The organism is Bradyrhizobium cedriense, from assembly GCF_054602315.1.
The window spans coordinates 462,359-487,252 of sequence record NZ_JBTSWB010000003.1; the positions used below are offsets into that span (position 1 = coordinate 462,359).

The window sequence follows — 24,894 nt, forward strand, 5'->3', positions numbered from 1 at the left end:
GGAACTTTCGCCGTTCGGCGGTGCCGGCCACGGGCCGGAGCTGAACGGCGATTCACTGAGGCTTTCCCCACTATGGGCCAGCGGCCCGCCCGATGCCAAGCGTCGCCGTTGCCGCCTGGCCACAACCAGCAAAATATTAACCATATATTGAAGGTGCCACGGGGCAGCCATTTTGTTGACGGATCAAAGGGATGGTAGTGAGAAAATGAACCGCCGGAAGAGCTGTTGGTCAACCATGGGGCCCCCCTGACCGGGGATTGGTTGGCAGCCGGAATTCTGGTCGACATTCGGGGGCTGATGGGGATTCGTGCGGTAGCGCATGGGGTCGATCGATAGGTATATCTTCCGCACGACGCTGGCGTCGTTTGCGCTGGTCCTGGTCAGCCTCACCGGCGTGATCTGGATTACGCAGGCGCTGCGCGGCATCGACCTCATGACCAGCCAGGGTCAGACCATCCTCACCTTCCTCGGCATCACCAGCCTCGTCATCCCGGCCCTGGTCCTGATCATCTCGCCGATCGCGCTGATGATCGCGATCTCGCACACGCTGAACAAGCTCGCGACCGATTCCGAGATCATCGTGATGAATGCCGCCGGCTTCTCGCCATTCCGGCTGTTCTATCCCTTCTTCTACGCCACCTGCGTAGTGGCGCTGCTGGTCGCCTTCATCGCGGCCTATCTCGCCCCCGACGGCATGCGGCGGATCAAGCAGTGGGATGCCGAGATCACCGCCGACGTGCTCACCAACATTCTCCAGCCCGGCCGCTTCGCCCAGCTCGACAAGAACCTGACGATCCGGATCCGCGAGCGCCAGCCGGGCGGCATCCTCGCCGGCATCTTCATCGACGACCGCCGCGATCCGAACGAGCGCGTGTCGATCGTCGCCGAGCACGGGGAGATCGTGAAGAACGAGACCGGCTCGTTCCTGGTGCTGGAGACAGGCAATCTCCAGCGCTTCGAGGCGGGCAAGCGCGACCCCGCGCTCGTGGCGTTCGGCCGCTACGGCTTCGACATGTCGAAGTTCTCGGGCCAGGGCCGCGACGTCACCCTCGGCATCCGCGAGCGCTATCTCTGGGAGCTGTTCTCGCCGTCCGAGAACGACCCCGTCTACAAGCAGATTCCCGGCCAGTTCCGCTCGGCGCTGCACGACAGCATTCTGGCGCCGATCTATCCCTTCGCCTTTGCCGTCCTGACATTCGCTTTCCTGGGGGCGCCGCGCACCACCCGTCAGAGCCGCAATTTCTCGATCGGCTCCTCGATTGTCGCGGTGTTCGGCCTGCGCATGGCCGGATTCGCCTGTTCGGTGGTCGCGGTGAAATCGCCGGGCGCAGTGCTGGTCCAATATGCGCTGGTCGGCGGCGCGATCGGCATCGGGCTCGCGATGATCATCGGCGGCGTCGTGGTCGAGCCGCCCGCCGGCCTGATGGAAGCCATCAACAGGTCGAACGCGCGGATCGCGCGGCTGTTCGGACGTCCGGCCACCGCATGAGCATGCTCACCAACACACTCGGGCGTTATTTCGCCGGCCGCTTCGTCGTCGCAGCGCTCGGCGTCTTCGGCGGCATTTTCCTGCTGCTGGTGCTGGTCGACTACATCGAGATGGTGCGCAAGACCTCGGGGCTGGCCTCCGCGTCCGCGATCATGGTGGCCGAGACCTCGCTGTTCCGTGTGCCGCAACTGCTGGAGAAGCTGACGCCGTTCTGCATGCTGATCGGCGCCATGACCTGCTATCTCGCCCTCTCCCGCCGGCTCGAGCTCGTGGTGGCGCGCGCCGCCGGCATCTCTGCATGGCAATTCATCTCGCCCGCGCTCGGCAGCGCGCTTTTGATCGGGGTGATCGCCACGGTCGCCTACAATCCGATGTCCGCGAACCTGCGCGAGTTGTCCAAGCGCATGGAAGCCGAGCTGTTCGGCTCGGCGCCCGGCGGCGGCATCCAGGACGCCTCCGGCTTCTGGCTGAATCAGGTGACCAGCGACGGCCAGACCATCATCAATGCGGCACGCAGCGAGCAGCAGGGCATCCGACTCACCGGGCTGACGCTGTTCCGTTTTGACCCGGACCAGCACTTCAAGGAGCGGGTCGAGGCGCGCGAGGCGACGCTCGAGGCCGGCCGCTGGCTGTTCAAGGGCGTCCGCCGTTTCTCGCTGGACGCCCCGCCGATCGATCAGGCCAACCTGGAGATTCCGACCACGTTGACCGAGGCGCAGGTCCGCAACAGCTTTTCCACCCCCGAGACTGTGTCTTTTTGGCAACTACCGAGCTACATCCGCTCATCCGAGAGCTCGGGCTTCGCGACAGCCGGATACCGACTCCAGTATCAGAAGCTGCTGGCGCAGCCGTTTTTGCTTGCCGCAATGGTGATGCTCGCGGCCTCCGTGTCGTTGCGCTTCTTCCGGATGGGCGGCGTGCAGAAGATGGTTTTGAGTGGCGTGGGCGCAGGCTTTCTGCTCTACGTTCTGTCGAAAGTAACTGAGGATTTGAGCAAGGCTGAGTTGATGCATCCGATCGCTGCGGCGTGGTTGCCCGTTGTGGTGGGCGGCCTCACCGGCTTTTTGGCCTTGCTCTATCAGGAGGACGGATAGTGACTGCCGTCCACCGAGGGCTCGTGTCCCGTTTGACGCGGCGCATTTCGGTGCGCGCGAGCGGGCGCGGCTTGTCCGTCCGCAGGCTCCTGATTGCCGTCGTCGCTGCGTCCTCGCTCGGCGGGTTGATCGACGTTGCCGCCGTGGCGCCGGCCCATGCCCAGAGCTTCACCTATAATCCGCTGCCGCCGCGTCCGAAGCCGCCGAAGATCGCCAACGACAACCAGATGCTGGTTCAGGCGACCGAGGTCAATTACGACTACAACAATTCGCGCGTCTCCGCTGTCGGTAACGTTCAGCTGTTCTACAACGGCACCAGCGTCGAGGCCGACAGGGTCATCTACGACCAGAAGACCAAGCGGCTGCATGCCGAAGGCAACATCCGCATGACGGATGCCGACGGCAAGATCACCTATGCCGAGATCCTGGATCTCTCCGACGATTACCGCGACGGTTTCGTCGATTCGCTGCGCGTGGACACGGCCGACCAGACCCGCATGGCCGCGAGCCGCGCCGACCGCTCCAGCGGCAACTACACGGTGTTCGAGAACGGTGTCTACACGGCCTGCGCGCCGTGCAAGGACGATCCGAAGAAGCCGCCGCTGTGGCAGGTCAAGGGTGCGCGCATCATCCACGACCAGCAGGAGAAGATGCTGTACTTCGAGACGGCACAGCTCGAATTCTTCGGCGTGCCGCTCGCCTACATGCCCTATTTCTCGACGCCCGACCCGACCGTGAAGCGCAAGTCCGGCTTCCTGATGCCTGGCTATTTCCCGGGCACTGCGAACACGGGATTCGGCGCCGAGGTTCCCTATTACTGGGCGATCGCGCCCGACATGGACGCCACCTTCACCCCCCGCTTCATGACGCGGCAAGGCGTGATGCTACAGGGCGAATTCCGCCAGCGCCTGATCGACGGCGCCTACCAGATCCGCGCCTACGGCATCAACCAGCTCGATCCCGGCGCGTTTTCCGGGCAGCCCGGCGACCGCGACTTCCGCGGCGCCGTCGACACCAAGGGGCAGTTCGCGCTGAACGACAAATGGGTCTGGGGCTGGGACGGCGTCCTGATGTCCGACTACTATTTCTTCTCGGACTACCGGCTCTATCAGTACCGCGATCCGCTCGGCTCGTTCCTGCTGCTGCCGACGGAAGCGCTATCGCAGCTCTATCTCACCGGCGTCGGCAACCGCAGCTTCTTCGATGCCCGCACGATGTACTGGCTGAGCTATTCGGGCAACCAGAGCCAGGTGCCGATCGTCTATCCGGTGATCGACTATTCCAACGTGCTGAACTATCCCGTCTTCGGCGGCGAGTTCAGCTACAAGACTAATTTCGTGAACCTGTCGCGCGACGAGGCGGTGTTCGATCCGATCACGACGGTCGCCAACACCAGCAGCCTGTGCACCACGGCGTCGGCCGATCCGCTGGCCCGCACGCCTTCGCAGTGCCTGCTGCGCGGCTTCCCCGGCACCTACACTCGCCTCACGGCGGAAGCGCAGTGGCGCAGATCCTTCACCGATCCGTTCGGCCAGATCTGGACGCCGTTCGCCAGCCTGCGCGCCGACGCGATCAACTCCTCGGTCTCCAACCAGCCCGGCGTCTCGAACTACCTCCCCGTGGGCGACACCCAGGCGTTCCGCCTGATGCCGACCGTGGGCCTGGAGTACCGCTACCCCTTCATCAACATTCAGCCCTGGGGCTCGACCACCGTCGAGCCGATCGCGCAGATCATCATCCGGCCGAACGAGACCTATGCCGGCAAACTGCCGAACGAGGACGCCCAGAGCATGGTGTTCGACGCCTCGAACCTGTTCAGCGTCGACAAGTTCTCCGGCTATGACCGCGTCGAGGGCGGCGGACGCGCCAATGTCGGCGTGCAGTCCACCACGCAGTTCGACCAGGGCGGCGCCATCAAGGTGCTGTTCGGCCAGTCCTACCACCTGTTCGGCCTCAACTCCTTCGCGGTCCAGGACACCATCAATACGGGCCTGGATTCCGGCCTCGACAAGCCGCGCTCCGATTACGTCGCGAGCGCCAGCTACTCGCCCAACAGCACCTACACGTTCAGCGTCCGCTCCCGCATGGACGAGCAGACCTGGAACGTGCAGCGCTTCGAGGCGGAAGGCCGCGCCAACTTCAACCGCTGGTCGGTCAGCATGCTGTACGGCAATTACGCGCCGCAGCCGGAGCTCGGCTATCTGACCCGCCGCGAGGGCATCCTGACCACAGGCTCGGTGAAGATCGCGACCAACTGGGTGGTGTCGGGCTCGGCGCGCTGGGACCTCGAGGCCAACAAGATCAACCAGTATGTGCTCGGTGCCGGCTATGTCGACGATTGCTTCGTGCTGGCGGCGAACTATGTAACTTCGTATAGCTACGCGGCCGGCACTGCGCCGCCCACGCTGAGCCACGCGTTCATGTTCCAAATCGGCCTGCGCACGCTGGCGACCTCGTCGACGACCAACAGTTCCGCCGGCCTCCAGTGAACGGTTTGAAGTGCCGGCCGCGTTTGCCTCATCACGACGTGGCTGACATGCGAGCGACATCATGACGACCCCATTGCCAGTCTTCCGCCTCCTTCTCGCCATCGGTGCCGGGCTCATGCTGACCGCCCTGCCCGCGCCGTCGCACGCGCAGAATATCGTCGTCATGGTCAACGGCGACCCGATCACCGATTTCGACATCGAGCAGCGCGCCAAGCTCGACCAGCTGACGACGCAGAAGACCCCAAGCCGGCAGGAGGTCATCAACCAGCTGATCGACGACAGGGTGAAGCTCAAGGAAGGCAGGAAGTACGGCGTCAATCCCGGCGTCTCCGACGTCAACCAGTCCTACGAGGGCATGGCGCAGCGTATGCGCATCACGCCGGATCAGCTCACCAAGTCGCTCGAATCCAAGGGCGTCCGCCCGGAGACGCTCAAAGGCCGCATGAAGGCCGAGATGGTCTGGACCAGCCTCGTGCGCGGCCGCTACAAGGAGCGCCTCCAGGTCGGCGAACGCGACGTCGCGCAAGCGGTGCAGGCCCAGACCGGCGAGAAGCTCCAGGTCGAGGGCACCGAATACAAGATGCAGCCGATCGTGCTGATCGTGCCGCGCGGCTCGTCGCCGGCGTTCCTTGAAACCCGGAAGAAGGAAGCCGAGAACTATCGCGCGCGCGTCGGCAGCTGCGAGGAAGCCAACTCGCTGTTCCGCTCGACGCCGAACGCCACCATCCGCGACACCGTCACCAAGACCACGGCGGAGCTTCCCGAGCCGCTGCGCAAGGTGCTGGACGACACGCCGATCGGCCACATGACCGCGCCCGAGATGACCAAGAACGGCATCGAGATGGTGGTGCTGTGTTCGCGCAAGCCGACCATGATCGACACGCCGAAGAAGCGCGAGGTCCGCGAGAAGATGTATCAGGAGAAGTACGAGAAGACCCAGAAGGCCTATCTCGACGAGCTCCGCAAGGCGGCGATGATCGAATATCGCAACCGCTGATGGCCAAGCCCCTCTCAGAGTCGTCCACCAAGTCCGCAGCCAAGCCCCTTGCCCTGACCTTGGGAGAACCCGCCGGCATCGGCCCCGACATCGCGATCGCGGCCTGGCTGAGGCGCCGCGAGCTGAACCTGCCCGCCTTCTACCTGCTCGGCGACGAAGCGCTGATCGCGCGTCGCGCCAAGGCGCTCGGCGCCGGGATCAGGATCGCGTCGTCGAGCGCCGGCGAGGCCGCTTCCGCCTTCGCCGATGCCCTCCCCGTGGTCGCGACCGGCGAGCATGCGACCGCCGAGCCCGGCAAGCCCGATGCATCCAGCGCGCCGGCCGCGCTCGCCTCGATCCGTCAGGCGGTCATTGACGTGCGCGCGGGCCGTGCCGGCGCCGTCGTCACCAACCCGATCGCCAAGAGCGTGCTCTACCGATCGGGCTTCCGCCATCCCGGCCACACCGAATTCCTCGCCGAGCTTGCCGCGGAGAACGGCCGCGTTCCGCAGCCGGTGATGATGCTGTGGTCGCCGCGGCTCGCCGTGGTGCCCGTGACCATCCATGTCTCGCTGCGCGATGCGCTGGCCCAGCTCACCAGTTCCCTGATCGTCTCGACCGTACGCATCGTCGCCACGGAGCTGAAGTCCCGCTTCGGCATCGCAAAGCCGCGCATCGCGATCTCGGGCCTCAATCCGCATGCCGGCGAAGACGGATCGCTCGGCCACGAGGAGCAGACCGTCATCGCCCCGGCGCTGAAGGTGCTGCGCAACGACGGCATCGAGGCCAGGGGCCCGCTGCCCGCCGACACCATGTTCCACGAGGCCGCGCGGCAAACCTATGACTGCGCGGTCTGCATGTATCACGACCAGGCGCTGATCCCGATCAAGACGGTCGCCTTCGAGGACGCCGTCAACGTCACGCTCGGCCTGCCCTTCATCCGCACCTCGCCCGACCACGGCACCGCCTTCGACATCGCAGGCACCGGCAAGGCAAATCCGGCGAGCCTGATCGCGGCGCTCGAGCTTGCGAGCCGCATGGCCGCTTCCCAAAGCCGATGAGCGCGATCGACGACCTCCCGCCGCTGCGCGAGGTCATTCGCCAGCACGCGCTGTCGGCCAGGAAATCGCTCGGCCAGAACTTCCTGCTCGACCTCAATCTGACCGCGCGCATCGCGCGCGCGGCCGCGCCGCTGGACGAGGCGACGATCGTCGAGATCGGCCCCGGCCCGGGCGGGCTGACGCGGGCGCTCCTCGCGCTCGGCGCCAAACGCGTCATCGCCATCGAGCATGACGAGCGCGCAATCCCTGCGCTGGAGGATATTTCGGCACGCTATCCCGGCCGCCTCGAGATCGTGCATGGCGATGCCATGACCTTCGATCCGCGCCCGCTGCTCGGCGATGGCAAGGCCAAGATCGTCGCCAACCTGCCCTACAACATTGCCACCCAGCTTCTCATCAACTGGCTCACCATCGAGCCCTGGCCGCCCTGGTACGAGATGATGGTCCTGATGTTCCAGCGCGAGGTCGGCGAGCGCATCGTGGCGCGCGAGGACGAGGAGGCCTATGGCCGGCTCGGCGTGCTCGCCAACTGGCGCTGCGAGACCAGGATCCTGTTCGACATTGCGCCGTCCGCCTTCGTGCCGCCGCCGAAGGTCACCTCCTCCGTCGTGCGCCTCGTGCCGCGCCCAGAACCTCTGCCGTGCGATCGCAGGCTGCTGGAGCAGGTCGCCGCAGCAGCCTTCGGCCAGCGGCGCAAGATGCTGCGGCAAAGCCTGAAGTCGCTCGGCGTCGATCCCGCGCGGCTCGCACAGGCCGCCGGCGTCGATGCGACGCGGCGCGCCGAGACCGTTCCGATTCCAGGCTTTGTTGCCATGGCGCGCGAATTGGCCGATATACGCGGCGAAGCAGCATGATCCGGACCCGAAGGGCCGCGTTAGCGCAAAGCGCGACGCCGTTCTCCGAAACAGACCATGCTCAAACAATGAGCTAATTTCGGAGGAAGAAATATGGCGTTGATGCGCAGGCAGTCCCTGGTCAAGTTCGACGCGCCCTTGTGCGAGACCGTCATCGACACGCCGAAGCCGCAAGGCCGCGAGGTGCTGGTGCGCATCGAGCGCTGCGGCCTCTGCCATTCCGACCTGCACATCCAGGACGGCTATGCCGATCTCGGCGGCGGCAAGAAGCTCGACACCACGCGCGGCATGACGCTACCGTTCACGCTCGGCCACGAGATCGCCGGCGTCGTCGACGAAGTCGGCCCGGACGTGCCCGCCGGCCTCATCGGCGCGAAGAAGGCGGTGTTTCCGTGGATCGGTTGCGGCCAGTGCCGCGATTGCCTGAACGGCGACGAGAACCTCTGCGTCAAGCAGCGCTTCCTCGGCGTCTCCATCGACGGCGGCTTCGCCACCCACGTGCTTGTTCCCGACGCCAAATATCTGCTCGACTACGATCCCCTGCCCGTCAACCAGGCCGCGACCTTGATGTGCTCCGGCGTCACCGCCTATGGCGCGCTCAAGCGCCTGGTCGATCGTCCGCGCCAGCGCAACCTCTTGCTGATCGGCCTCGGCGGCGTCGGCATGATGGGCCTGTCGTTCGCGCAGGCGATGTTCAAGCAGCCGATCACGGTCGCTGACCTCTCACCGGCCGCGCGCGACACCGCGCTGAAGAACGGCGCCGCCGTCGCCTACGATCCGGCCGAGCCTGACGTCATCAAGCGCATCCTCAAGGAGACCGAAGGCGGCTTCGACGAGATCGTGGATTTCGCCGGCAACGAGAAGTCGATGGCCTTTGCCGTCGCGGTCGCTGCGCGCGGCGGCAAAATCGTGGTCTCCGGCCTCATGGGTGGCCAGTTCACGCTGCCCATGGTGCAATGGGTCTACAAGCGCATGACCATCGAAGGCTTCATGGTGGGCACGCTCAGCGAGGCTCACGAGCTGATGGCGCTGGCACGCGCCGGAAAGATCAAGCCGACTCCGATGCGCGAGGAGCCGATGGGCGACGTGCAGAAATGGATCGACGAATTACGTGCCGGCAAGGTCGTCGGCCGCATCGTGCTGACGAACTGACTAACTCCAGCGGCGGGCCTGACGGAAGTCTCGCCCGCCGCACGGAACGCCTTCGACCCGGCCGCGTTGGCTGCCCATGTCCATTCGCTGCACTGTCGAAAGCGCGTTCTTCATCGCCTGGAGCTGCCTGGAGACGAGCGGCGAGCTCGGTCCGCCGGACGAGAGCGCGAACGTCCTTCTCGACTCCATCGAAGCGCAGCTCAAGACTGGTGAACGCCGGCAGTTGATGCTGGCGAACAAGGCGATCGACGCCTACCGCGCGCACGTCGCGCTGAACCGATCGTCGCGGGACTGCGAAGCCCATTTCGGGTGAACGATCGATCGCCCCACTCGGACCCGACGGCTTTCGGGCGGATCGGGGCCGGCGGTCCGCCGACCAGAGCACATGGCACGGCGTCAGCCGCACGCCTTCCAAGTTTTCAACGCCCGAACATCCGTTGTGTGCACTTTGGAACCGTCGGTTCCGCCGCGGAAACGTAGGTTTCCCGCTGGCGCCGATTCCCGGCTTGCCAAGAGAACACGTTGTGCCCGGTCGGCCCCAGAACGATCTGCTCCGGCAGCTCACCCATCAGGACTTCGAACTGCTCGCGCCTCACCTTCAGCCAGTCGAGGTCGAGGCGAGCCACATCCTGCATCACGCCGGCGACAGCGTGGCGGCGGTTCATTTTCCCTGCGGTCCGGCGCTCGTGTCGTTCGCCGTCCCCGTTGATGACGACCGCGAGGTCGAGAGCTTGCTGGTGGGCCGCGAGGGTGCGGTGGGCATTGCCCCCGGCCGCACGCCCTCGCTCGCCTATTCGCGGATTGTCGTGAAGCTCGGCGGCACACTGGTCCGGCTGCCGCTTCGGGCCTTCGAGCAGGCGCAGCAAAGGTCACCCACGCTCCAGGAGGTGTTCTCGCGCTATGCCGACTGCCAGTTCGCGCAGCTGCTGCAGACCGCGGCCTGCAACGCCGCCCATTCCATCGAGCAGCGCGCCGCCAAGTGGATCATCTCCGCGCAGGAACATATCGGCGGGGCCGAGATTCCCGTTACGCACGAGCAGCTCGCCGGCATGCTGGGCGTCTCCCGCAGCTATGCCAGCCGCGTTATCCAGATGTTCAAGGCGAGGCGCATACTCGCGACGCGCCGCGGCGCCCTCCTGGTCCTCGACGCGTCGGCGCTCGCCGCAAGGGCCTGCTGCTGCGACGTTTGGGTGAACAGGTATTTTGACGAGGTCCGGGGCCAAGCGGCAACCGCCGAGGGCTAAACTGTCTCGTCTAATGCCTCCGTCTCACCCGCGCGGCGGCGACTGCCGCTTCAGGTGCAGATAGATTGGGCTGAAATCCCCGAGCCGCTGCAATTCACGCCATTGCGACACGATCAGCTCGCCCTCGCGCAGGTCCATGGCTCCGCTCCGCCTGAGGTCGGCGAGTGTCCGATTCACCGTCGCGATCGCCATGCCCAGCGTCTCGCCGAGCTGGGCCAGGCTGATCGGCACGCGGCAGCGATTGCCGCGGACCAGCTGCGCGGCGCGCGCGCGGTAGAACAGCTCGCAGAACAGGTGCGCCATGCGCGCCTGCATCGGCCGGGCGCTGTTGTTGGTGATGGCCTCGCGAAAGATTGCGGCATCGAGCAGCGTCTCGCGCCAGACGGCCAGCCCCAGGGCGGGCCGCCGCCGGAACGCGGCGATCAATTCGCGATGCGGGATGAAGGCCACCGACGCCGACCCAAGCGCGCAGAGCCCGTGGTCCATCTGGTCGATGAAAAGACCCTGCGAGTCCGGCAGGTCACCGGCGAGATGAAACGAGAGATATTGTCGTCCACCGCTGAAAAGCAGATGGTAGCGCGCGACCATGCCGGAGACGACCAGCGCCGAATGTTCGGGCTCGTCGCCCTGCCGGATGAAATCCTCGTTGGGCGCGAAATCACGCTGCGTGAAGGTGAGTGCCCGGATTTCGGCAATATCCTCCTCTGCCAGAGCGGTATGCTCGGAGAGGTTCCGGATCAGCACGTCGTGGGCTTTTTCCATGGGGCAGCCAAAAATCGCGCCGGTTCTATCAAATGATACGTCCGGCTTGGTTCAGCGGACTAGAACGCTGGTCAGAAGCACAGGTTGCTAACCGGCCTGCGACGCATCGGATCGCAGCCGCACATTCCATATTTCGGACCGAGCCGACCTTCTCATGAGCCCTACGACGACGATTCTGGAGCGCATCCGCGGCCTGTTCGCATCTGACACGGGCGGCCACCTGGACAGCATCAGCGACGCCCTCCTCAAGGCAACGCTGAAACAGCCGGCCCGCCCGATGTCGGATCAAGAACTCGCCCGTGCCATCCGCGAGTTCCGCGCCGCTCCGGTCTCCGACTGGAGCATCGCAAAACTCTCGCGGCGCTTCGTCGAGGCGTCGGCGCCGCACGACAGCTGAAGCGCGCACACGATTCTCATGCCGCATCCCAAGTTTCTCGCGCGCCTCCAGACGATCGAAGGACTTTCCGAGCAGGAACGCCGGCAAATCGCCGGCTTGCCGTCCACACTGCGCCAGGTCGCGGATGGCGAGATCGTGCTGCGGCAGGGTGAGACCGCTTCACGGTGCGTCTTCGTCGTCAGCGGTTTCCTTTACCAGTCCCGCATCGTCGGCGATCGCAGCCAGACCCTCGCGTTTCACGTTCCCGGCGACATGCCGTGCCTGCACACGCTGCTGGTGTCGCCGCTGGATGCGGACCTGGTCGGGCTCGGCCCGACCATCGTCGGCTCCGTCGCGCATGGCCAGCTTCGCCAGCTTCTCGACAGCTCCATCCACTTGACCCACGCCTTCTGGCGCGAAACGCTGATCGACGCGGCGATCTCGCGGCAGTGGATCGCGCGCCTCGGCGCCCAGGCGGCGCTGCCCAAGGTCGCGCATCTCATCTGCGAGCTCTCAGCGAGGCTGGAAATCGTCGGCCTCGTCAAGGACGGCAGTTTCCAGATGCCAATGACGCAGCGGCACGTTGCGGATGCCTGCGGGCTGTCGATCGTCCACGTCAACCGTACCATCCAGGAGCTGAGGCATCGCGGGCTGATCGCGTGGGAGGGCAGCGAGATCGAGCTGCTGCAGCCCGACGAGCTGCGCAAGCTTGCGGATTTCAGGCCTGACTATCTGAGCTGAGCGCGGCGGCATACGAGGCACTAGCTCGTCCGTCGAATCTCCTCCCGTTGGGACTCGACCTCCTCGGCGTCCTCGTCGTCGACCTTCATGACGTGGTCGCGGCCGGCCACCTTGAGCAGCTCATCGAGCTTGGCGTGGATCGCCTGGGTGTCGCGGTGCTCGGCGCGCTGGATCACCAGCGTCATGCCCCACGTCGCCAGCGTCGCGAACGAGTGCCATTCGAGTCCATTGCCCAAGGTGATCCAGGCCACGCCATAGGCCAGGAACACCGCGAACGCGGCCGGGCGGGACGTGGCGACGCCGATCTCGGTGAGCCAGCCTTTTGACTTGGGCAGAGCCATGCGCGGCAACTCGCGTAGGGCACCGCCGTTCCCGGAAAAGCTGAGGACGTGTCGCTCCAGTCGCCTCTTGCTCTAGGATCGCGACGAATGCGGCCGCCAGTGTTCGAGCAGCGGACCGCCGGACCCCAGCACCGGATCGGTCTTCGGCTTGCGGACCTTGGCGATGCGCTTGACCGCGTCGGGACGCTCCCGCGTGTCGGTGCACTCGTCGTACGTGCCGTCCTGCGGGTAGGCTCCGACGACCAGAAAGTCCCGGCTGGACTCGATCAGCCGGTGTCCCGTGCCCGCGGGCAGGATCAGAACGTCGCCGGCCTTCACATTCAGGATGCGCCCCTTGATGCCGCCGCACTCGATCCTGGCGGAGCCGCGCGCCACGCCCATCACTTCGTGGATCTGCGAATGATAATGGACGAAGTCGTACACGGTGTCGCGCCACGACCGGCCCCAGCCGTTCGTGTCGAACAGCGTGTCGATGATGACCTCCGGCGGAAAACGCCCGGGCTTCAGATTCACCGCGCCGCGATAGAACAGCAGCGGAAGCTTCGGATTGTTCGGCACGATTCCATCGTCGCGAAAATGGATGGCTGCCGGCTTCCGCGCCCGCACCCGCAAAGTTGCCGCATCGGGATGGTCTTCCACGAGCTTCTTGGCAAAATTCTTGATCTGATCCTTGACCGGCATGCTTTCTCCTCAGCCGCGATTCAACGGCGGCAGAGGTGAGAAGTTTCGAGGTGGAACGGGCCTCATGGAAGAAGGACTCAATCCGTCAAGCTGCCGCCGGCTGAGCAATGCAGGACTCCGGCTCGAAGGAAATCGTGCCGCAAGCCGAGCCGCTGGCTCGCCGCCGCGCCACCCGGGCGACCACCGCGGCAGGGATTTGGCGAGCCGGCTCGTTCCATAGGAGCCTCCGGAGGCTCCCTCCATATGGCTGATTGCGTCGCTAGGGCATCCAGCTATAATTGCGTCATTGGCTCTTTCGCACTGCGCATGAGTGGATCTGGGCATCTCGATCAACTGATTGACCGCATCTACGAGGCCGGGCTGATACCCTCATTGTGGCCCGAGGTCCTCAATGAGATCGGTATCGCTATCGGCGGGAATGGCGGCCTGCTTTTCGCAGTACGCGACGGCTATGTCAGTGCGGTCAATTCCGCTAATCACGATCAGACGATGCCTCTTTTCCTGAAGGAGGGATGGAGCGAGCGCGATCCGTTGCTGCCGCGTGCCGCCGCTCTGAACTATGCTGGCTTCCTCAATGATGGAGACCTTCTGTCGGAGGAGGAGATTGCGACCAATGACGTGTATTGCAATTTCTACCGCAGGCACGGAATTGGCTACAGAGCCGGAACAATCATCCCAATACCGAGCGGAGATTCGATTGCGATAGTCATGCCGCGGCACCAGGACAATGGACCGGTGCCGCGCAACATCGTCCAGGTCCTTGATGACTTGAGGCCGCATCTGGCTCGCGCATCCCTGACCGCAAACCGGCTTGGCTTCGAACGCGCTCGCGCGCAGGCCGATGCGTTGCAGGCGATCGGGCTCCCCGGAGCGATATTGCGCGAAGGTGGCCGATTGCTGACGGCAAACGGCCTGTTCGAAGCACTCATGCCGTCGCTATTCCACGATCGCGCCGAACGGTTGACTTTGACCGATGCTGCCGCGGACGGGTTGTTCTTGGCAGCGCTGGCGACTTCGTTCGCCGGCAACAGTCGGATGGTCAACTCCGTTGCCATCGCAGCGGCGATGGATCGCGTGCCGATGGTCCTGCATGTCATCCCCGTGCGCGGATTGGCACGCGATATCTTCACTCGAGCCACTTTCATGCTCGTCGTGACTCCAGTCGATCGCGGCGCGGTACCGACTGCGGAAGTTCTGCAAGGGCTGTTCGACCTGACGCCGGCAGAGGCCCAGGTAGCGCGTGGCGTTGCACAGGCGGAATCGCTCGACGCGCTCGCCGCAGCAATCGGCGTAGCGCGAGAGACAGTACGCACGCAGCTCAAAGCCGTGCTTTCAAAGACCGGTCTATCGCGTCAGCAGGAGCTCGTCAGCCTGCTCGCCGGCAAGGCATTGCGCGGCGACTAGACTGTTATGCATCCGCAAAGCGTGGATCAGACCAGGATAATCTTACGCTGGCTTCTCGCGCGGCGTGAACTCCCTTGGGCTTTTGATCGCCTGTCCTCGTTATGGCACGCGCCGGGCTGGATCAGACGTGCCTGAGTCACGCAAGCTCCTCTTCACCCAAATGGGTGAAGACATAAGTCGGCCCTCCGGGTTCAAGTCTGTCCAAGTTGGATGTTTGACGAGAAGCGGCAGCGATGGTCAGACCGGCGTTTTCGATATTCGAAGTGATCTTGGTGCAGCGCAGAAGAAAATGGACCTGGAGCATCTGCACAAGCGAGGGAGCAGTCGTGGTGCACGGGCGGGAACCAAGTCGACCTGCCGCAAAGTACCAAGCTGAAAGAGCACTTTTCATGCTGCTTCTGACCGCGCCCTACCGGTCGCGACTTCCTGTATAACGAAGCCCTCATTGAGCTGCGTCTGGCTCAACCGACGTTGACCGACCGAGGCGTCGGGCAAAACAGCTCGTCAATCCCTCGGCGTAAAAACATTTTACTTTTCCGAATTTCGGTTTTATGGCATATCCACGTCATCCCGGCCCTGCCAAAGGGGCGCTTCGCGATCGTCACGAGATGCGGGCCGGGTGGCGGTGGACGCGGCAGCGCCGGCGCGGATCAGCGTGATGACAGGGCGGGCAACCGTGAGGCATCGCGCAGACGCGATACGACACGGCGCCGTAACAGCGGTCTCGTCTGTGCCGGGGGCGAGCACACGCAAGCCCTCGGGCATTGAGGCGGGACCGTCCGCGGACGGAGAAGTCGTGTGGTCCTGACGCCCGGGGTCTGTGCGTCAAGGCTTGCGGTGATGTGGCGGCCCGACCGGGTGCGCGCATCAGCCATCTGCAAGGCGACGGGGGCAATAGTGCATCGCTCCCCGAGGAGAGCACGAAGGACACCGTTAAAACCAGCCGCGCAGGGAAGGCCGAGCGTTCGGCCAATCCGTGATCCACCCCGTGTGCATTTCTATGGCGCACGGATCTGCGGGTGCCGCCGGCGCCCGGCCTTCCCTGCGCCCTTTGGCCTCCATCGGGCGATGTGACGAAGCAAGACTCGGGCGAAACGCGCCGCGAGATCGCCTGGGCATGGTCCCTCGCACGGGCACAGGCCGCCGCGCTGCTTTTCGCCTGCACGCCGGGGTGTTAGACTAACGCCATTGCTTTGGGGATTTTTGATGCGCGCGAGGATTTTCAATCGCGTTGCGGGGCTGGCGGCACTGGTCGCGGCATCGCTTGCCGCCATGCAACCAGCCTCGGCCGAGAAGCGCATCGCGCTCGTGGTGGGCAACTCCGCCTACAAGAACATCACCCCGCTCGACAACCCGTCGAGGGACGCGAGCCTGATGGCGGAGACGCTCGGCGCTCTCGGCTTCACGCTGGTCGGCGGGCGCGCCCAGCTCGATCTCGACAAGAGCGCGATGGACCTCGCGGTGCAGAACTTCGGGCGACAGGTCCAGGGTGCCGACGTCGCATTGTTCTATTATGCCGGCCACGGCGTACAGGTCGCGGGCTCCAACTACCTCGTGCCCGTCGGCGCCAACCCGACCCGCGAGGCCGATGTCGATTTCCAGATGACCGACGTCAACCTCGTGCTGCGCCAGATGCAGGGCTCCGGTACGCGCCTCAATCTCGTGATCCTCGATGCCTGCCGCAACAACCCCTTCGGCTCGCGAGGCCTGCGCGCATCGGACGGCGGCCTTGCACAGATGCGCGCGCCCGAGGGCACACTGATTTCCTATGCGACCCAGCCCGGCAACGTCGCCCAGGACGGCAGCGACGGCCACAGCCCCTATACCAAGGCCCTGGCAACAACGATCCGGGTCGCGGGCCTCGACGTGTTCCAGACCTTCAACCAGGTCGGCCTCGCGGTGAAGCGCGCCACCGCGGGCGCGCAGCAGCCCTGGGTCTCGTCCTCGCCGATCGACGGTACCTTCTATTTCGTCCCGCCGACGCAAGCCGCCCCGCCGCAGGTCGCCACGATGCGGCCCGATCCGCTGCCGGCGGAACGCCTGCGCGCCGATCCCGACCGCGTTCCCTTGCGCGATGCCGTGCTGCTGAGCGAACTCAGCGAGCGGCTCTACGAGCTCAATTTCGACCCCGATACACCCGACGGCCTGACGCGCGCCATTACGAAGCTCCAACAGCGGATCTCCATGACGCCAACGGGCGAAGCGACCGAGGGCCTGCTGCTGCGGATGCGCAGGATGGAGGATCTGAAGCCCTGGGGCTCGATCGTCTACGGGCCTGATAGCAGCAAATGGGGGATATCGTGGAACCACGCCTCGCGGCGGGCGGCCGTGGCGGATGCGCGCGGCAATTGCGGCGGCGCCAAATGCCCGATCGAACTCTCGTTCTACGGCAGAAGCTGCGGTGCCTTCGCCATCTCCGACAAGTCGTGGTCGCTTGTCCAGCGCGACAGCGTGCAGCGCGCGAAGGAAGCCGCGCTTGACGAATGCGGCAAGGCTGGCAAAGCTTGCCGCATTATCGGATCCGTCTGTGCCGACGGCTCCGGCCGCTGATGCCCTTTTTCATTTTTGGATTGCCTGCCCATGCCCAACGCCGCCGTGCGCACGATTGCCCTCGCCTGTCTCCTCAACCTCGCCTTCGTCCTCCCTTCCGCCTTCGGCCAGTCCGGCAGCGCCGGCGGCTCGATCGGCAATGACGAGAAATCGCTATCCGGCTCGCGGTCGGACCGCTCGGCCGAGCCGGCACCGACCTCACGCCGGAGCAAGCCTGCCGAAGAACCGCGCTCGTCCTCGCGAAGAAGCGGCGGAGGTGGTGGAGGTGGCGGGGGCTTTGACGGCGCCTGGATCGTCACCAGCGTCGGCTGCGGCGGCTCGACGAGCGGCGCAGTCGTCGTCACCTCCGGGAAGGTCATCGGTGAAGGCGTGAGCGGAACGGTCAGCCCGAGCGGCTCGGTCAGCACCCGCGGCCAGGGCCAGGGTGTCACCTTCACCGGGGCAGGCCGCCTCTCCGGCCGAAGCGGTTCCGGTACGTGGCGTCGCTCCGACGGCTGCGGGGGAACCTGGACCTCAGCCAAGCAATAAAGGCGGGCCATGCCCTGAATCCGCGGCGGAATGAGCGTCGCGCAGGCCCGATTCAAGCCACATCCTCTCCGGATTTGCGGCTCATTGCCACCCAACTCTTTGACGAGAAGGGACTGGTTGAGAGTTGCGTCATGCGTAAACGGGAGACCAGGATGGGCAACCGCACCGCAAAATTCGTATCTGCGCTTGTAGGCAGCATCATTGCCGGCGCACCACTGGCCGCCCTGTCGCAGAACGCGCCGAGCGCATCGAGCACCGCCAACGCGGCCGCCGAGTGCCTCACCTCGCCGAAGGGCGCAGCGCCGCAGGGGCAGCACTGGTACTATCGCCTCGAGCGTTCGACCAAGCGTCAATGCTGGTATCTGCGCGCCGCGGCCGACAAGAATGGTGCGAAAGCCGCGCAGACCGCACAGGCCACGAGCGATACGCCGACAGCGGATGCCCCGGCGCCGCAGCAGCACACGGTGCAGGACGCGCGCGCCGAATATCTCGCGCCGCCGAGCAGCGGTGCAGCCCCCAAGACGCCAAGCGCTCTCGCACAAGCTCCAGCCGCCACGCCGACGCAACACTCTGCGGACCAGACGACCGACGGCAACGCCCCCCAGCCCGCCGCGCCCTGGCCAGATGTCCCCACGGCGTCCGCTCCGCCGGCGACGCAGCCGGCACCTGCCGCGGTCGCAGCCGCGCAGCCGGCAAAACCATCCAAATCGCTTTCCCCCGTGGCGCTCGCTGCCGCTGACAGCACAGTCGACAAGCCGACCGGCTCGCTCCAGATGCTGCTGCTCGTGATCGGCGGCGCGTTGGCGCTGGCCGGCATCCTCGCCAGCGTCATCTATCGCTTCGCCGGCGGGCGCGTCCGCGTCCACTCCGCGGACCGTCACAGCTATTGGGACGATTGGGAGCCGCAGCAGCAGGATGCAAGCCGCGCGCCCTGGCACGCTGCACCGACGGCTGACGCCCATCCGCCGCGGCCGGTCGACTTCGATGCGGCTCGTCCGCAAGCGCGGAAGGCGACAAAGCAGGTGACCAAGCTTGCGACGCTCGGCCGCGAGATCAATCTGATCGACGCGCGAAAGCCGGCTGCTACCACTCCGGCCGCAGGCCACGCCCAGCTCAAAAGCAGCGAGGTCGAGCCCAAGACGTTCGACAAAGCGTTCGACAGGAAATTCGAGGTCGTGGCCACAGCGCCCAAACTCGCCACGAACGAGATCGGCGAACACCGCGCAGAGCCGGCGGCTGATCGCGACGACACGGAGGCCGTCGACATCGACGTCATCACGACGATGCTGGAACAGCTGGCGAAGGAAGGGCCGCGCCTGTCGCGGCCTAACCTTGAAGCTGACCTTGCAAATTTCGCACGAAGCCTACGAGGCCAATCTGCCGCTCGCGCTTGAGGCGCTCGGCCTTCAGGATCGACTGCACCTCGGAGAAGGCCTCGTCGACGTCGTGGTTGATCACGATGTAGTCGTACTCGGCCCAGTGGCTCATCTCGTGGCTGGCGCGGCTCATCCGCTTGCGGATCACCTCGTCGGAATCCTGCGCCCGTGAGTGCAGGCGCCTCTCGAGGTCGGCTGCCGAAGGCGGCAGGATGAAGACGCTGACGACGTCGGCGCGCGCCTTCTGGCGCAGCTGCTGCGTGCCCTGCCAGTCGATGTCGAACAGCACGTCCTGTCCCGCCGAAAGCGCCGCCTCTACCGGGCCGCGCGGCGTGCCGTAGCTGTTGTCGAACACGGTCGCCCATTCCAGGAGCTCGTCGGCCTTCACCATCGCGTCGAACGTGGCCTTGTCGACGAAGGAATAATCCTTGCCGTTGACCTCGCCCGGACGCATCGGCCGCGTCGTTGCGGACACCGACATTTTCAAGCCGGGCATCCGCTCGATCAGGAGACGCGACAGCGTCGTCTTGCCCGCGCCCGACGGCGAGGACAGCACGAACATCAGTCCACGCCGTTCGAGACCGTCAGTTCCGTGACCGCCCGTCGTCATCGATCACTCCAGATTCTGGACCTGCTCGCGGAACTGCTCGACCACGTTCTTCATGGCCAGCCCGGTGTTGGTCAGCTCGATGTCGTTCGACTTCGAGCAGCAGGTGTTGACTTCCCGGTGAAACTCCTGCGCCAGGAAATCGAGCTTGCGCCCGATCGGGCCGCCCTTGCCGATCAGCTCGCGCGCCTGTGCGATGTGCGAGGCGATGCGGTCGAGCTCCTCGCGGATGTCGGCCTTGGTCGCGATCAGGATCGCTTCCTGCATCAGCCGGTCTGAATCGAAGCGGTCGGAGGTGTCGAGCAGGGTCGCGATCTGCTCGGCGAGCTTGGCCTTGATCGCCTCCGGCTTGCGGCCGGGTGCGGCCTCGGCCTTGGTGGCGAGCTGCTCGATCTCGTCGACGCGCTGGGTCAGGATCTGCCCCAGCGACGTGCCCTCGCGCTTGCGCATCTCGACGAGGTCGGCGAGCGCCTTGTCGAATGCGTCGGCTGCAGCGGCCCGCGCGGCCTTGTCCTCCTCCTCGTCGCCTTCGGGCTCGGCGACCTCGACGACGCCCTTGATGGCGAGCAGGCCGTCGATGCTCGGCGCCACCGCGTCGACCTTGCCGGAGATCAACACGGCCGCCTTCAGGACTGCGTTGAGCACGTCCTCGTTCACGCGCACCGTGGCGGCGGCGTTGGCGCGCTTGACGTTGAGATTGGCGTAGACCGTGCCGCGCGACAGCAGCTCTCCGGCGCGCTTCTTGGCGTGAGCCTCGAGCTCGTCGAACCCCTGCGGCAACCGCACCCTGAGGTCAAAGCCCTTGGCGTTGACCGACTTCAGTTCCCATTCGAACGTGTACGGCCCGCTCGCGCCGTGGCTTCGGGCAAAGCCGGTCATGGACGACAGAGCCATCAGTTCAAATTCTCCAGAACACGGGATTCGCGAGGCCATCAAGCCACGCGAATCTTAAGACTATTTTGCCGGAAAGTGGAATCCGCAATGTCCACAGGCAGGTCCGCGCGCAAGCCTAGCGCTGGACCACCGGCGGCGAGGACTGCACCGCGCCTTGCCTTCCCGGCGCGGGATTGGCGGGAGTGGCTGGATTGGCCGGGCGCGTCGCCGGCCTTTTCTGCTGGTTCGGGCGCGCCGGTGCGGTCGCGGTCGGCGCATCGGCGGCGGCCGGCGCGCTGGCCGCCGGCGGCTGCGCGTCCTCGGGCGGCTCGACCGTGTCGTTCTGGATCTGCTTCTCCAGCGCACGGAGCTTTGCGACGTTCTTCTGGTGCGCGTCGTAGGTCTCGGTGAAGGAGTGCCCGCCGGTGCCGTCCGCGACGAAATAGAGATCGCGGGTGCGCGCCGGGTTGGCGGCGGCCTCGAGCGAGGCGCGGCCCGGATTGGAGATCGGGCCCGGCGGCAGGCCGTCGATGACGTAGGTGTTGTAGGGCGAGGGCTGCGTGATCTCGCTGCGCTTGATCGGACGGCCCAGCGTGCCCTTGCCGCCGACGAGGCCGTAGATGATCGTCGGATCCGACTGCAGCTTGATCCTCTGCTTCAACCGGTTGACGAACACCGCGGCGACGCGGCTGCGCTCGTCCGGTTTGCCGGTTTCCTTCTCGACGATGGATGCCAGCGTGACGAGCTGCTCCGGCGTCTTGACCGGAATGTCCTGGTTGCGGCGCTCCCAGATCTCGGCCAGCACGCGCTTGTGCGCCTGCTGCATGCGCTGGACCACCTGCTCGCGTGGGGTGCCGCGCGGGAATTTGTAGGTTTCCGGCAACAGCGTGCCTTCGCGCGGCAGCTCGCGCACGCTGCCGGTGAAGATGTCGTTGTCGGACAGCCGCGCCACGATCTGCTCGGAGGTCAGGCCCTCCGGAATCGTGACGGCATGCTGCACCACCTTGCCCTCGACGATGGTGGCGATGACGTCGCGAAGCGACGCGCTCTTCTGGAACGAGTACTCGCCCGGCTTGAGGTCCGAGCTCGCCTTCAGAGCGGCGACGCTGGCGATGAACACCCATGGATTGACGTCGGTGACGCCTTCCCGGTTCAGCGTCTCGGCGATGTCGCGCTTGCCCGCCCGCTGCGGGATGTTGACGATCTTGTCTTCCCTGAGCGGCCCGGGTGCTTCCAGCAATTGCCGGCCGTAGTAATAGATGCCGCCCGCGCCGAGCATGGAGATCAGCAGCAGGGTGATGATGGCATTGCCGACGATCACGAACGGATTGCGCGCGCGGTCCGATCGCTTGGGCGGCGGCGGGAGTTGCTCGGGCTCGAGCGCTGCCCGCGGACTCCGGGGTGAAATGGGCGGCCTTTCACTCATCGAAACAACCTGAATCCTGCCGGTTCAATCGCGGCCCGACAATCGCTTGCCCTGCCAAAATGCACGCGCCCACGTCCATGACTATCGCCGAATGCGGCAAAACGGTGGATTCGTCTCAAACGCAACTAACTGACCAAGCGCCGGACGATCACCGACGCGTTGGTACCGCCAAAACCGAAAGAATTCGACAATGCGACGTTGACCTCGCGCTGCTTCGCCTTGTGCGGCACGAGATCAATCGCGGTCTCGACCGACGGGTTGTCGAGATTGATCGTTGGCGGCACGACATTATCGCGAATCGCGAGAATAGCGAAGATCGCTTCGATCGCGCCGGCCGCGCCGAGAAGATGGCCGGTCGACGACTTGGTCGAGGACATCGCCACCTTGGAAGCGGCATTGCCGAGCAGACGCTCGACCGCGCCGAGCTCGATCTCGTCACCGAGCGGCGTCGAAGTGCCGTGCGCATTGATGTAGTCGAGATCGGATGCGGTGAGGCCGGCGCGCTTCAGCGCCGCCAACATGCTGCGGAAACCGCCATCGCCGTCGGGCGACGGCGAGGTGATGTGATAGGCATCGCCCGACAGGCCATAGCCGATCACCTCGGCGTAGATCCTCGCGCCACGGCGCCTGGCGTGCTCGAGCTCTTCCAGCACCAGGACGCCGGCCCCCTCGCCCATCACGAAACCGTCGCGGTCCTTGTCGTAGGGACGCGAGGCCTTCTCTGGTGTTTCATTGAAACCGGTCGAGAGCGCGCGCGCGGCGTTGAAGCCGGCAATGCCGATGCGGCTGATCGGCGACTCGGCGCCGCCTGCGACCATGACGTCCGCATCGCCCAACGCGATCATGCGCGCGGCATCGCCGACCGCGTGTGCGCCGGTCGAGCAGGCCGTGACCACTGAATGGTTCGGCCCTTTCAGCCCGTGCGCGATCGAGACGTAGCCGGAGGCGAGATTGATCAGACGTCCGGGAATGAAGAACGGCGACACCCGGCGCGGGCCGCGCTCCTTCAAGAGGATTGCGGTGTCGGCGATGCCGTTGAGGCCGCCGATGCCGGACCCGATCATGGTGCCGGTCGCACACTTGTCCTCTTCGGACTCCGGGTGCCAGTTGGCGTCGTCGAGCGCCTGGCCGGCTGCGGCCATGCCGAAGATGATGAAGTCGTCGACCTTGCGCTGGTCCTTCGGCTCCATCCACTTGTCGGGATTGAAGCTGTCGTTCGTACCGTCGCCGCGCACGACCGTGCAGGCGATCTTGGTCTGAAGATCGGAAGCGTCGAATCTCTCGATCCTGCGCGCGCCGCTTTCGCCGTTCAGGATGCGCTTCCAGGTCGGCTCTACGCCACAGCCGAGTGGCGAGACCATGCCGAGACCCGTGACGACGACCCGCCTCATATCCGAAAACTCCGCATCGAAAGATTCACGGCCAATAACAAGAAACCGGCTGACCGCTGCGAAACGGCCCGTCCGGTTTCAATGTTGTCCCCGCGAAATGAAGAGCGTCAGCTCTTCGCGTTCTTCTCGAGAAACTTCGTGGCGTCGCCCACGGTGAGAATCGTTTCCGCAGCGTCGTCCGGAATCTCGCAACCGAATTCCTCTTCGAACGCCATCACCAGCTCGACGGTGTCCAGACTGTCGGCGCCGAGGTCGTCGATGAAGCTCGCGTTGTCGACAACCTTCTCGGGCTCAACACCAAGGTGTTCGACCACGATCTTCTTAACCCGCTCGCCAATGTCACTCATTGCTTAACCTCGTGTTGTTCCCTGTAGACCCGACCCCCCGGGACGATACGAGCCGTCGTGGTCGTTTGACTGCCTTCGCTTACGAACTTGATTTGGCCCATCCTAACCGATGCAGGCCCGGCGAACGACGGCCAAAGGCTCCGCATCGCCAATATACAGGGTTTCAAAAACCTGCAATGGCGTTCTTTGCCCATCCGTTGAAGGTCCGGTTATCATACTTCAATTGCCTTGACTACAAGCCTCATTTCGCTCCGGAAACGGCCGTTTGCCTCATCCGGCACCGGCCTGACGGGCGGTGCGGCAACGAGGCATCAGATCATGGCCATGCCGCCGTTGACGTGGATAGTTTGCCCGGTGACATAGGATGCTTCGTTCGAGCTCAGGTAAACAGCGGCGGCCGCGATGTCTTCGGGCGTCCCCAGGCGGGCCGCCGGAACCTTGGTTAGAATCGTTTCACGCTGCTTGTCGTTGAGCGCGTCCGTCATCGGCGTCTTGATGAAGCCCGGTGCGATGCAGTTGGCGGTGACGCCACGCTTGGCGTATTCGGCGCCCAACGTCTTGATCATGCCGATCAGGCCCGCCTTCGATGCAGTATAGTTGCCCTGCCCCGGATTGCCGGTGACGCCGACCACCGAGGTGATGGCGATGATGCGGCCGAAGCGCTTGCGCATCATCAGCTTGGTCGCGGCACGCGCGAGGCGGAAGGTCGCGGTCAGATTGACGTTGATGACCTCGTCCCAGTCCTCGTCACGCAGTTGCACGAAGAGATTGTCGCGCGTGATACCGGCATTGGCGATGAGAATGTCGACCTGGCCCATCGCCGCTTCCGCAGCCGGCACCAAGGCCTCGACCTCATCGGCCTTGGAAAGATTGCAGGGCAGCACATGGGCACGCTCGCCGAGCTTGCCCGCAAGCTCGTCCAGCACGTCCTTCCGCGTTCCTGATATCGCGACAGTGGCCCCCTGCGCGTGCAGCGCCTGCGCGATCGCCCCGCCGATGCCGCCGGTCGCGCCGGTGACGAGCGCCTTTCGGCCAGTCAGATCGAACATCGATAACAACTCCTCCAAAGCACGATCCGGAAAAGTGCGCAGCGGTTTTCCGAAAGATCGTGCGTAAACCGAAAAACTCAACC

At 65.1% G+C, this 24,894-nt stretch carries 24 protein-coding genes; 15 read left to right on the top strand and 9 right to left on the bottom strand.

Annotated elements, in window-relative coordinates; translation table 11 throughout:
* Window positions 1-319 precede the first annotated feature (319 nt).
* The 9 genes from lptF (at window position 320) to ACYCVF_RS13935 (ending at window position 10,359) form a co-directional block, all read left to right on the top strand.
* The gene (gene lptF / locus ACYCVF_RS13895; RefSeq protein WP_459596063.1) at window positions 320-1,489 is read left to right on the top strand and encodes an LPS export ABC transporter permease LptF; all 1,170 of its coding nucleotides are present in this window, start codon (window positions 320-322) and stop codon (window positions 1,487-1,489) included.
* A complete protein-coding gene (gene lptG, locus ACYCVF_RS13900) occupies window positions 1,486-2,583 on the top strand; it encodes an LPS export ABC transporter permease LptG (protein WP_459596064.1) in 1,098 nt (365 codons plus the stop codon). The genes lptF and lptG overlap by 4 nt, the downstream gene beginning before the upstream one ends.
* Window positions 2,583-5,072: an LPS-assembly protein LptD gene (locus tag ACYCVF_RS13905; protein WP_459596065.1), complete on the top strand. Its 2,490-nt coding sequence runs from the start codon at window positions 2,583-2,585 to the stop codon at window positions 5,070-5,072. Before lptG ends, ACYCVF_RS13905 begins: the two co-directional genes overlap by 1 nt.
* Window positions 5,073-5,133: 61 nt before the next feature.
* Complete coding sequence (locus tag ACYCVF_RS13910; RefSeq protein ID WP_459596066.1) at window positions 5,134-6,069, top strand: peptidylprolyl isomerase; 936 nt, start codon at window positions 5,134-5,136, stop codon at window positions 6,067-6,069.
* Window positions 6,069-7,109 (top strand): 4-hydroxythreonine-4-phosphate dehydrogenase PdxA, encoded by a 1,041-nt coding sequence (gene pdxA, locus ACYCVF_RS13915; RefSeq protein WP_459596067.1) that lies wholly within the window; start codon window positions 6,069-6,071, stop codon window positions 7,107-7,109. The genes ACYCVF_RS13910 and pdxA overlap by 1 nt, the downstream gene beginning before the upstream one ends.
* Window positions 7,106-7,963 carry a 16S rRNA (adenine(1518)-N(6)/adenine(1519)-N(6))-dimethyltransferase RsmA gene (gene rsmA, locus ACYCVF_RS13920; RefSeq protein ID WP_459596068.1) on the top strand — a complete coding sequence of 286 codons (858 nt, stop codon included), beginning with the start codon at window positions 7,106-7,108 and terminating at the stop codon, window positions 7,961-7,963. The genes pdxA and rsmA overlap by 4 nt, the downstream gene beginning before the upstream one ends.
* A 93-nt stretch (window positions 7,964-8,056) precedes the next feature.
* Entirely contained in the window at window positions 8,057-9,115 is a 1,059-nt protein-coding gene (locus ACYCVF_RS13925; RefSeq protein ID WP_459596069.1) for an alcohol dehydrogenase, read from the top strand.
* 76 nt (window positions 9,116-9,191) lie between these two features.
* On the top strand, window positions 9,192-9,428 hold the full coding sequence (locus ACYCVF_RS13930; protein ID WP_459596070.1) for a hypothetical protein: 237 nt from the start codon (window positions 9,192-9,194) through the stop codon (window positions 9,426-9,428).
* Between the two features lie 211 nt (window positions 9,429-9,639).
* Window positions 9,640-10,359 (top strand): Crp/Fnr family transcriptional regulator, encoded by a 720-nt coding sequence (locus ACYCVF_RS13935; RefSeq protein WP_459596071.1) that lies wholly within the window; start codon window positions 9,640-9,642, stop codon window positions 10,357-10,359.
* 24 nt (window positions 10,360-10,383) lie between these two features.
* On the opposite strand, the gene ACYCVF_RS13940 is transcribed toward ACYCVF_RS13935, so the two are convergent.
* Complete coding sequence (locus ACYCVF_RS13940; protein WP_459596072.1) at window positions 10,384-11,121, bottom strand: Crp/Fnr family transcriptional regulator; 738 nt, start codon at window positions 11,119-11,121, stop codon at window positions 10,384-10,386.
* Window positions 11,122-11,275: 154 nt separating this feature from the next.
* On the opposite strand from ACYCVF_RS13940, the gene ACYCVF_RS13945 reads away from it, so the two are divergent.
* Complete coding sequence (locus tag ACYCVF_RS13945) at window positions 11,276-11,518, top strand: hypothetical protein (RefSeq protein WP_459596073.1); 243 nt, start codon at window positions 11,276-11,278, stop codon at window positions 11,516-11,518.
* A gap of 18 nt (window positions 11,519-11,536) precedes the next feature.
* Window positions 11,537-12,238, top strand: a complete 702-nt coding sequence (locus tag ACYCVF_RS13950) for a Crp/Fnr family transcriptional regulator (RefSeq protein ID WP_459596074.1) — start codon at window positions 11,537-11,539, stop codon at window positions 12,236-12,238.
* A 20-nt stretch (window positions 12,239-12,258) separates the two neighbouring features.
* Here the strand turns inward: ACYCVF_RS13950 and ACYCVF_RS13955 are convergent, their stop codons facing one another.
* Together ACYCVF_RS13955 and ACYCVF_RS13960 are read right to left on the bottom strand one after the other, a co-directional pair.
* The gene (locus ACYCVF_RS13955) at window positions 12,259-12,579 is read right to left on the bottom strand and encodes a low affinity iron permease family protein (RefSeq protein ID WP_459596075.1); all 321 of its coding nucleotides are present in this window, start codon (window positions 12,577-12,579) and stop codon (window positions 12,259-12,261) included.
* A 72-nt stretch (window positions 12,580-12,651) separates the two neighbouring features.
* The gene (locus ACYCVF_RS13960) at window positions 12,652-13,260 is read right to left on the bottom strand and encodes a cupin (RefSeq protein WP_459596076.1); all 609 of its coding nucleotides are present in this window, start codon (window positions 13,258-13,260) and stop codon (window positions 12,652-12,654) included.
* 243 nt (window positions 13,261-13,503) lie between these two features.
* Between ACYCVF_RS13960 and ACYCVF_RS13965 the strand changes: the two genes are divergently transcribed.
* From ACYCVF_RS13965 to ACYCVF_RS13980, 4 genes are all read left to right on the top strand, one after another.
* A complete protein-coding gene (locus ACYCVF_RS13965; protein ID WP_459596077.1) occupies window positions 13,504-14,664 on the top strand; it encodes a helix-turn-helix transcriptional regulator in 1,161 nt (386 codons plus the stop codon).
* A 1,206-nt stretch (window positions 14,665-15,870) separates the two neighbouring features.
* Window positions 15,871-17,214, top strand: coding sequence for a caspase family protein (locus ACYCVF_RS13970; RefSeq protein WP_459596078.1), 1,344 nt, complete (start codon window positions 15,871-15,873; stop codon window positions 17,212-17,214).
* A gap of 30 nt (window positions 17,215-17,244) precedes the next feature.
* Window positions 17,245-17,742, top strand: a complete 498-nt coding sequence (locus ACYCVF_RS13975) for a hypothetical protein (RefSeq protein ID WP_459596079.1) — start codon at window positions 17,245-17,247, stop codon at window positions 17,740-17,742.
* Between the two features lie 152 nt (window positions 17,743-17,894).
* A complete protein-coding gene (locus ACYCVF_RS13980; RefSeq protein WP_459596080.1) occupies window positions 17,895-19,136 on the top strand; it encodes a hypothetical protein in 1,242 nt (413 codons plus the stop codon).
* On the opposite strand, the gene gmk is transcribed toward ACYCVF_RS13980, so the two are convergent.
* The 6 genes from gmk to fabG all read right to left on the bottom strand — a co-directional run bounded on the left by gmk (window position 19,069) and on the right by fabG (window position 24,811).
* Window positions 19,069-19,728: a guanylate kinase gene (gene gmk / locus ACYCVF_RS13985; RefSeq protein WP_459596081.1), complete on the bottom strand. Its 660-nt coding sequence runs from the start codon at window positions 19,726-19,728 to the stop codon at window positions 19,069-19,071. The two genes, ACYCVF_RS13980 and gmk, sit on opposite strands and share 68 nt — an antisense overlap.
* A gap of 3 nt (window positions 19,729-19,731) precedes the next feature.
* Window positions 19,732-20,619 carry a YicC/YloC family endoribonuclease gene (locus ACYCVF_RS13990; RefSeq protein WP_459596082.1) on the bottom strand — a complete coding sequence of 296 codons (888 nt, stop codon included), beginning with the start codon at window positions 20,617-20,619 and terminating at the stop codon, window positions 19,732-19,734.
* Between the two features lie 115 nt (window positions 20,620-20,734).
* Window positions 20,735-22,024 (bottom strand): endolytic transglycosylase MltG, encoded by a 1,290-nt coding sequence (gene mltG / locus ACYCVF_RS13995; protein ID WP_459596083.1) that lies wholly within the window; start codon window positions 22,022-22,024, stop codon window positions 20,735-20,737.
* A gap of 125 nt (window positions 22,025-22,149) precedes the next feature.
* Window positions 22,150-23,415 (bottom strand): beta-ketoacyl-ACP synthase II, encoded by a 1,266-nt coding sequence (gene fabF / locus ACYCVF_RS14000; protein ID WP_459596084.1) that lies wholly within the window; start codon window positions 23,413-23,415, stop codon window positions 22,150-22,152.
* 107 nt (window positions 23,416-23,522) lie between these two features.
* Entirely contained in the window at window positions 23,523-23,762 is a 240-nt protein-coding gene (locus tag ACYCVF_RS14005) for an acyl carrier protein (protein WP_008551805.1), read from the bottom strand.
* Window positions 23,763-24,073: 311 nt separating this feature from the next.
* Complete coding sequence (gene fabG, locus ACYCVF_RS14010) at window positions 24,074-24,811, bottom strand: 3-oxoacyl-[acyl-carrier-protein] reductase (protein ID WP_459596085.1); 738 nt, start codon at window positions 24,809-24,811, stop codon at window positions 24,074-24,076.
* Between the last annotated feature and the right edge of the window lie 83 nt (window positions 24,812-24,894).

What these genes read in the sequence shown, in the direction of transcription:
- fabG (WP_459596085.1), bottom strand. Translation starts at nt 24,811, where the DNA reads ATGTTCGATCTGACTGGCCGAAAGGCGCTCGTCACCGGCGCGACCGGC.
- mltG (WP_459596083.1), bottom strand. Translation starts at nt 22,024, where the DNA reads ATGAGTGAAAGGCCGCCCATTTCACCCCGGAGTCCGCGGGCAGCGCTC.
- fabF (WP_459596084.1), bottom strand. Translation starts at nt 23,415, where the DNA reads ATGAGGCGGGTCGTCGTCACGGGTCTCGGCATGGTCTCGCCACTCGGC.
- pdxA (WP_459596067.1), top strand. Translation starts at nt 6,069, where the DNA reads ATGGCCAAGCCCCTCTCAGAGTCGTCCACCAAGTCCGCAGCCAAGCCC.
- gmk (WP_459596081.1), bottom strand. Translation starts at nt 19,728, where the DNA reads ATGACGACGGGCGGTCACGGAACTGACGGTCTCGAACGGCGTGGACTG.
- ACYCVF_RS13970 (WP_459596078.1), top strand. Translation starts at nt 15,871, where the DNA reads ATGCGCGCGAGGATTTTCAATCGCGTTGCGGGGCTGGCGGCACTGGTC.
- ACYCVF_RS13975 (WP_459596079.1), top strand. Translation starts at nt 17,245, where the DNA reads ATGCCCAACGCCGCCGTGCGCACGATTGCCCTCGCCTGTCTCCTCAAC.
- ACYCVF_RS13940 (WP_459596072.1), bottom strand. Translation starts at nt 11,121, where the DNA reads ATGGAAAAAGCCCACGACGTGCTGATCCGGAACCTCTCCGAGCATACC.
- ACYCVF_RS13955 (WP_459596075.1), bottom strand. Translation starts at nt 12,579, where the DNA reads ATGGCTCTGCCCAAGTCAAAAGGCTGGCTCACCGAGATCGGCGTCGCC.
- lptG (WP_459596064.1), top strand. Translation starts at nt 1,486, where the DNA reads ATGAGCATGCTCACCAACACACTCGGGCGTTATTTCGCCGGCCGCTTC.
- ACYCVF_RS13910 (WP_459596066.1), top strand. Translation starts at nt 5,134, where the DNA reads ATGACGACCCCATTGCCAGTCTTCCGCCTCCTTCTCGCCATCGGTGCC.
- ACYCVF_RS13960 (WP_459596076.1), bottom strand. Translation starts at nt 13,260, where the DNA reads ATGCCGGTCAAGGATCAGATCAAGAATTTTGCCAAGAAGCTCGTGGAA.
- ACYCVF_RS13925 (WP_459596069.1), top strand. Translation starts at nt 8,057, where the DNA reads ATGGCGTTGATGCGCAGGCAGTCCCTGGTCAAGTTCGACGCGCCCTTG.
- ACYCVF_RS13950 (WP_459596074.1), top strand. Translation starts at nt 11,537, where the DNA reads ATGCCGCATCCCAAGTTTCTCGCGCGCCTCCAGACGATCGAAGGACTT.
- ACYCVF_RS14005 (WP_008551805.1), bottom strand. Translation starts at nt 23,762, where the DNA reads ATGAGTGACATTGGCGAGCGGGTTAAGAAGATCGTGGTCGAACACCTT.
- ACYCVF_RS13980 (WP_459596080.1), top strand. Translation starts at nt 17,895, where the DNA reads ATGGGCAACCGCACCGCAAAATTCGTATCTGCGCTTGTAGGCAGCATC.
- ACYCVF_RS13990 (WP_459596082.1), bottom strand. Translation starts at nt 20,619, where the DNA reads ATGGCTCTGTCGTCCATGACCGGCTTTGCCCGAAGCCACGGCGCGAGC.
- rsmA (WP_459596068.1), top strand. Translation starts at nt 7,106, where the DNA reads ATGAGCGCGATCGACGACCTCCCGCCGCTGCGCGAGGTCATTCGCCAG.
- ACYCVF_RS13945 (WP_459596073.1), top strand. Translation starts at nt 11,276, where the DNA reads ATGAGCCCTACGACGACGATTCTGGAGCGCATCCGCGGCCTGTTCGCA.
- ACYCVF_RS13965 (WP_459596077.1), top strand. Translation starts at nt 13,504, where the DNA reads ATGGCTGATTGCGTCGCTAGGGCATCCAGCTATAATTGCGTCATTGGC.
- ACYCVF_RS13930 (WP_459596070.1), top strand. Translation starts at nt 9,192, where the DNA reads ATGTCCATTCGCTGCACTGTCGAAAGCGCGTTCTTCATCGCCTGGAGC.
- lptF (WP_459596063.1), top strand. Translation starts at nt 320, where the DNA reads ATGGGGTCGATCGATAGGTATATCTTCCGCACGACGCTGGCGTCGTTT.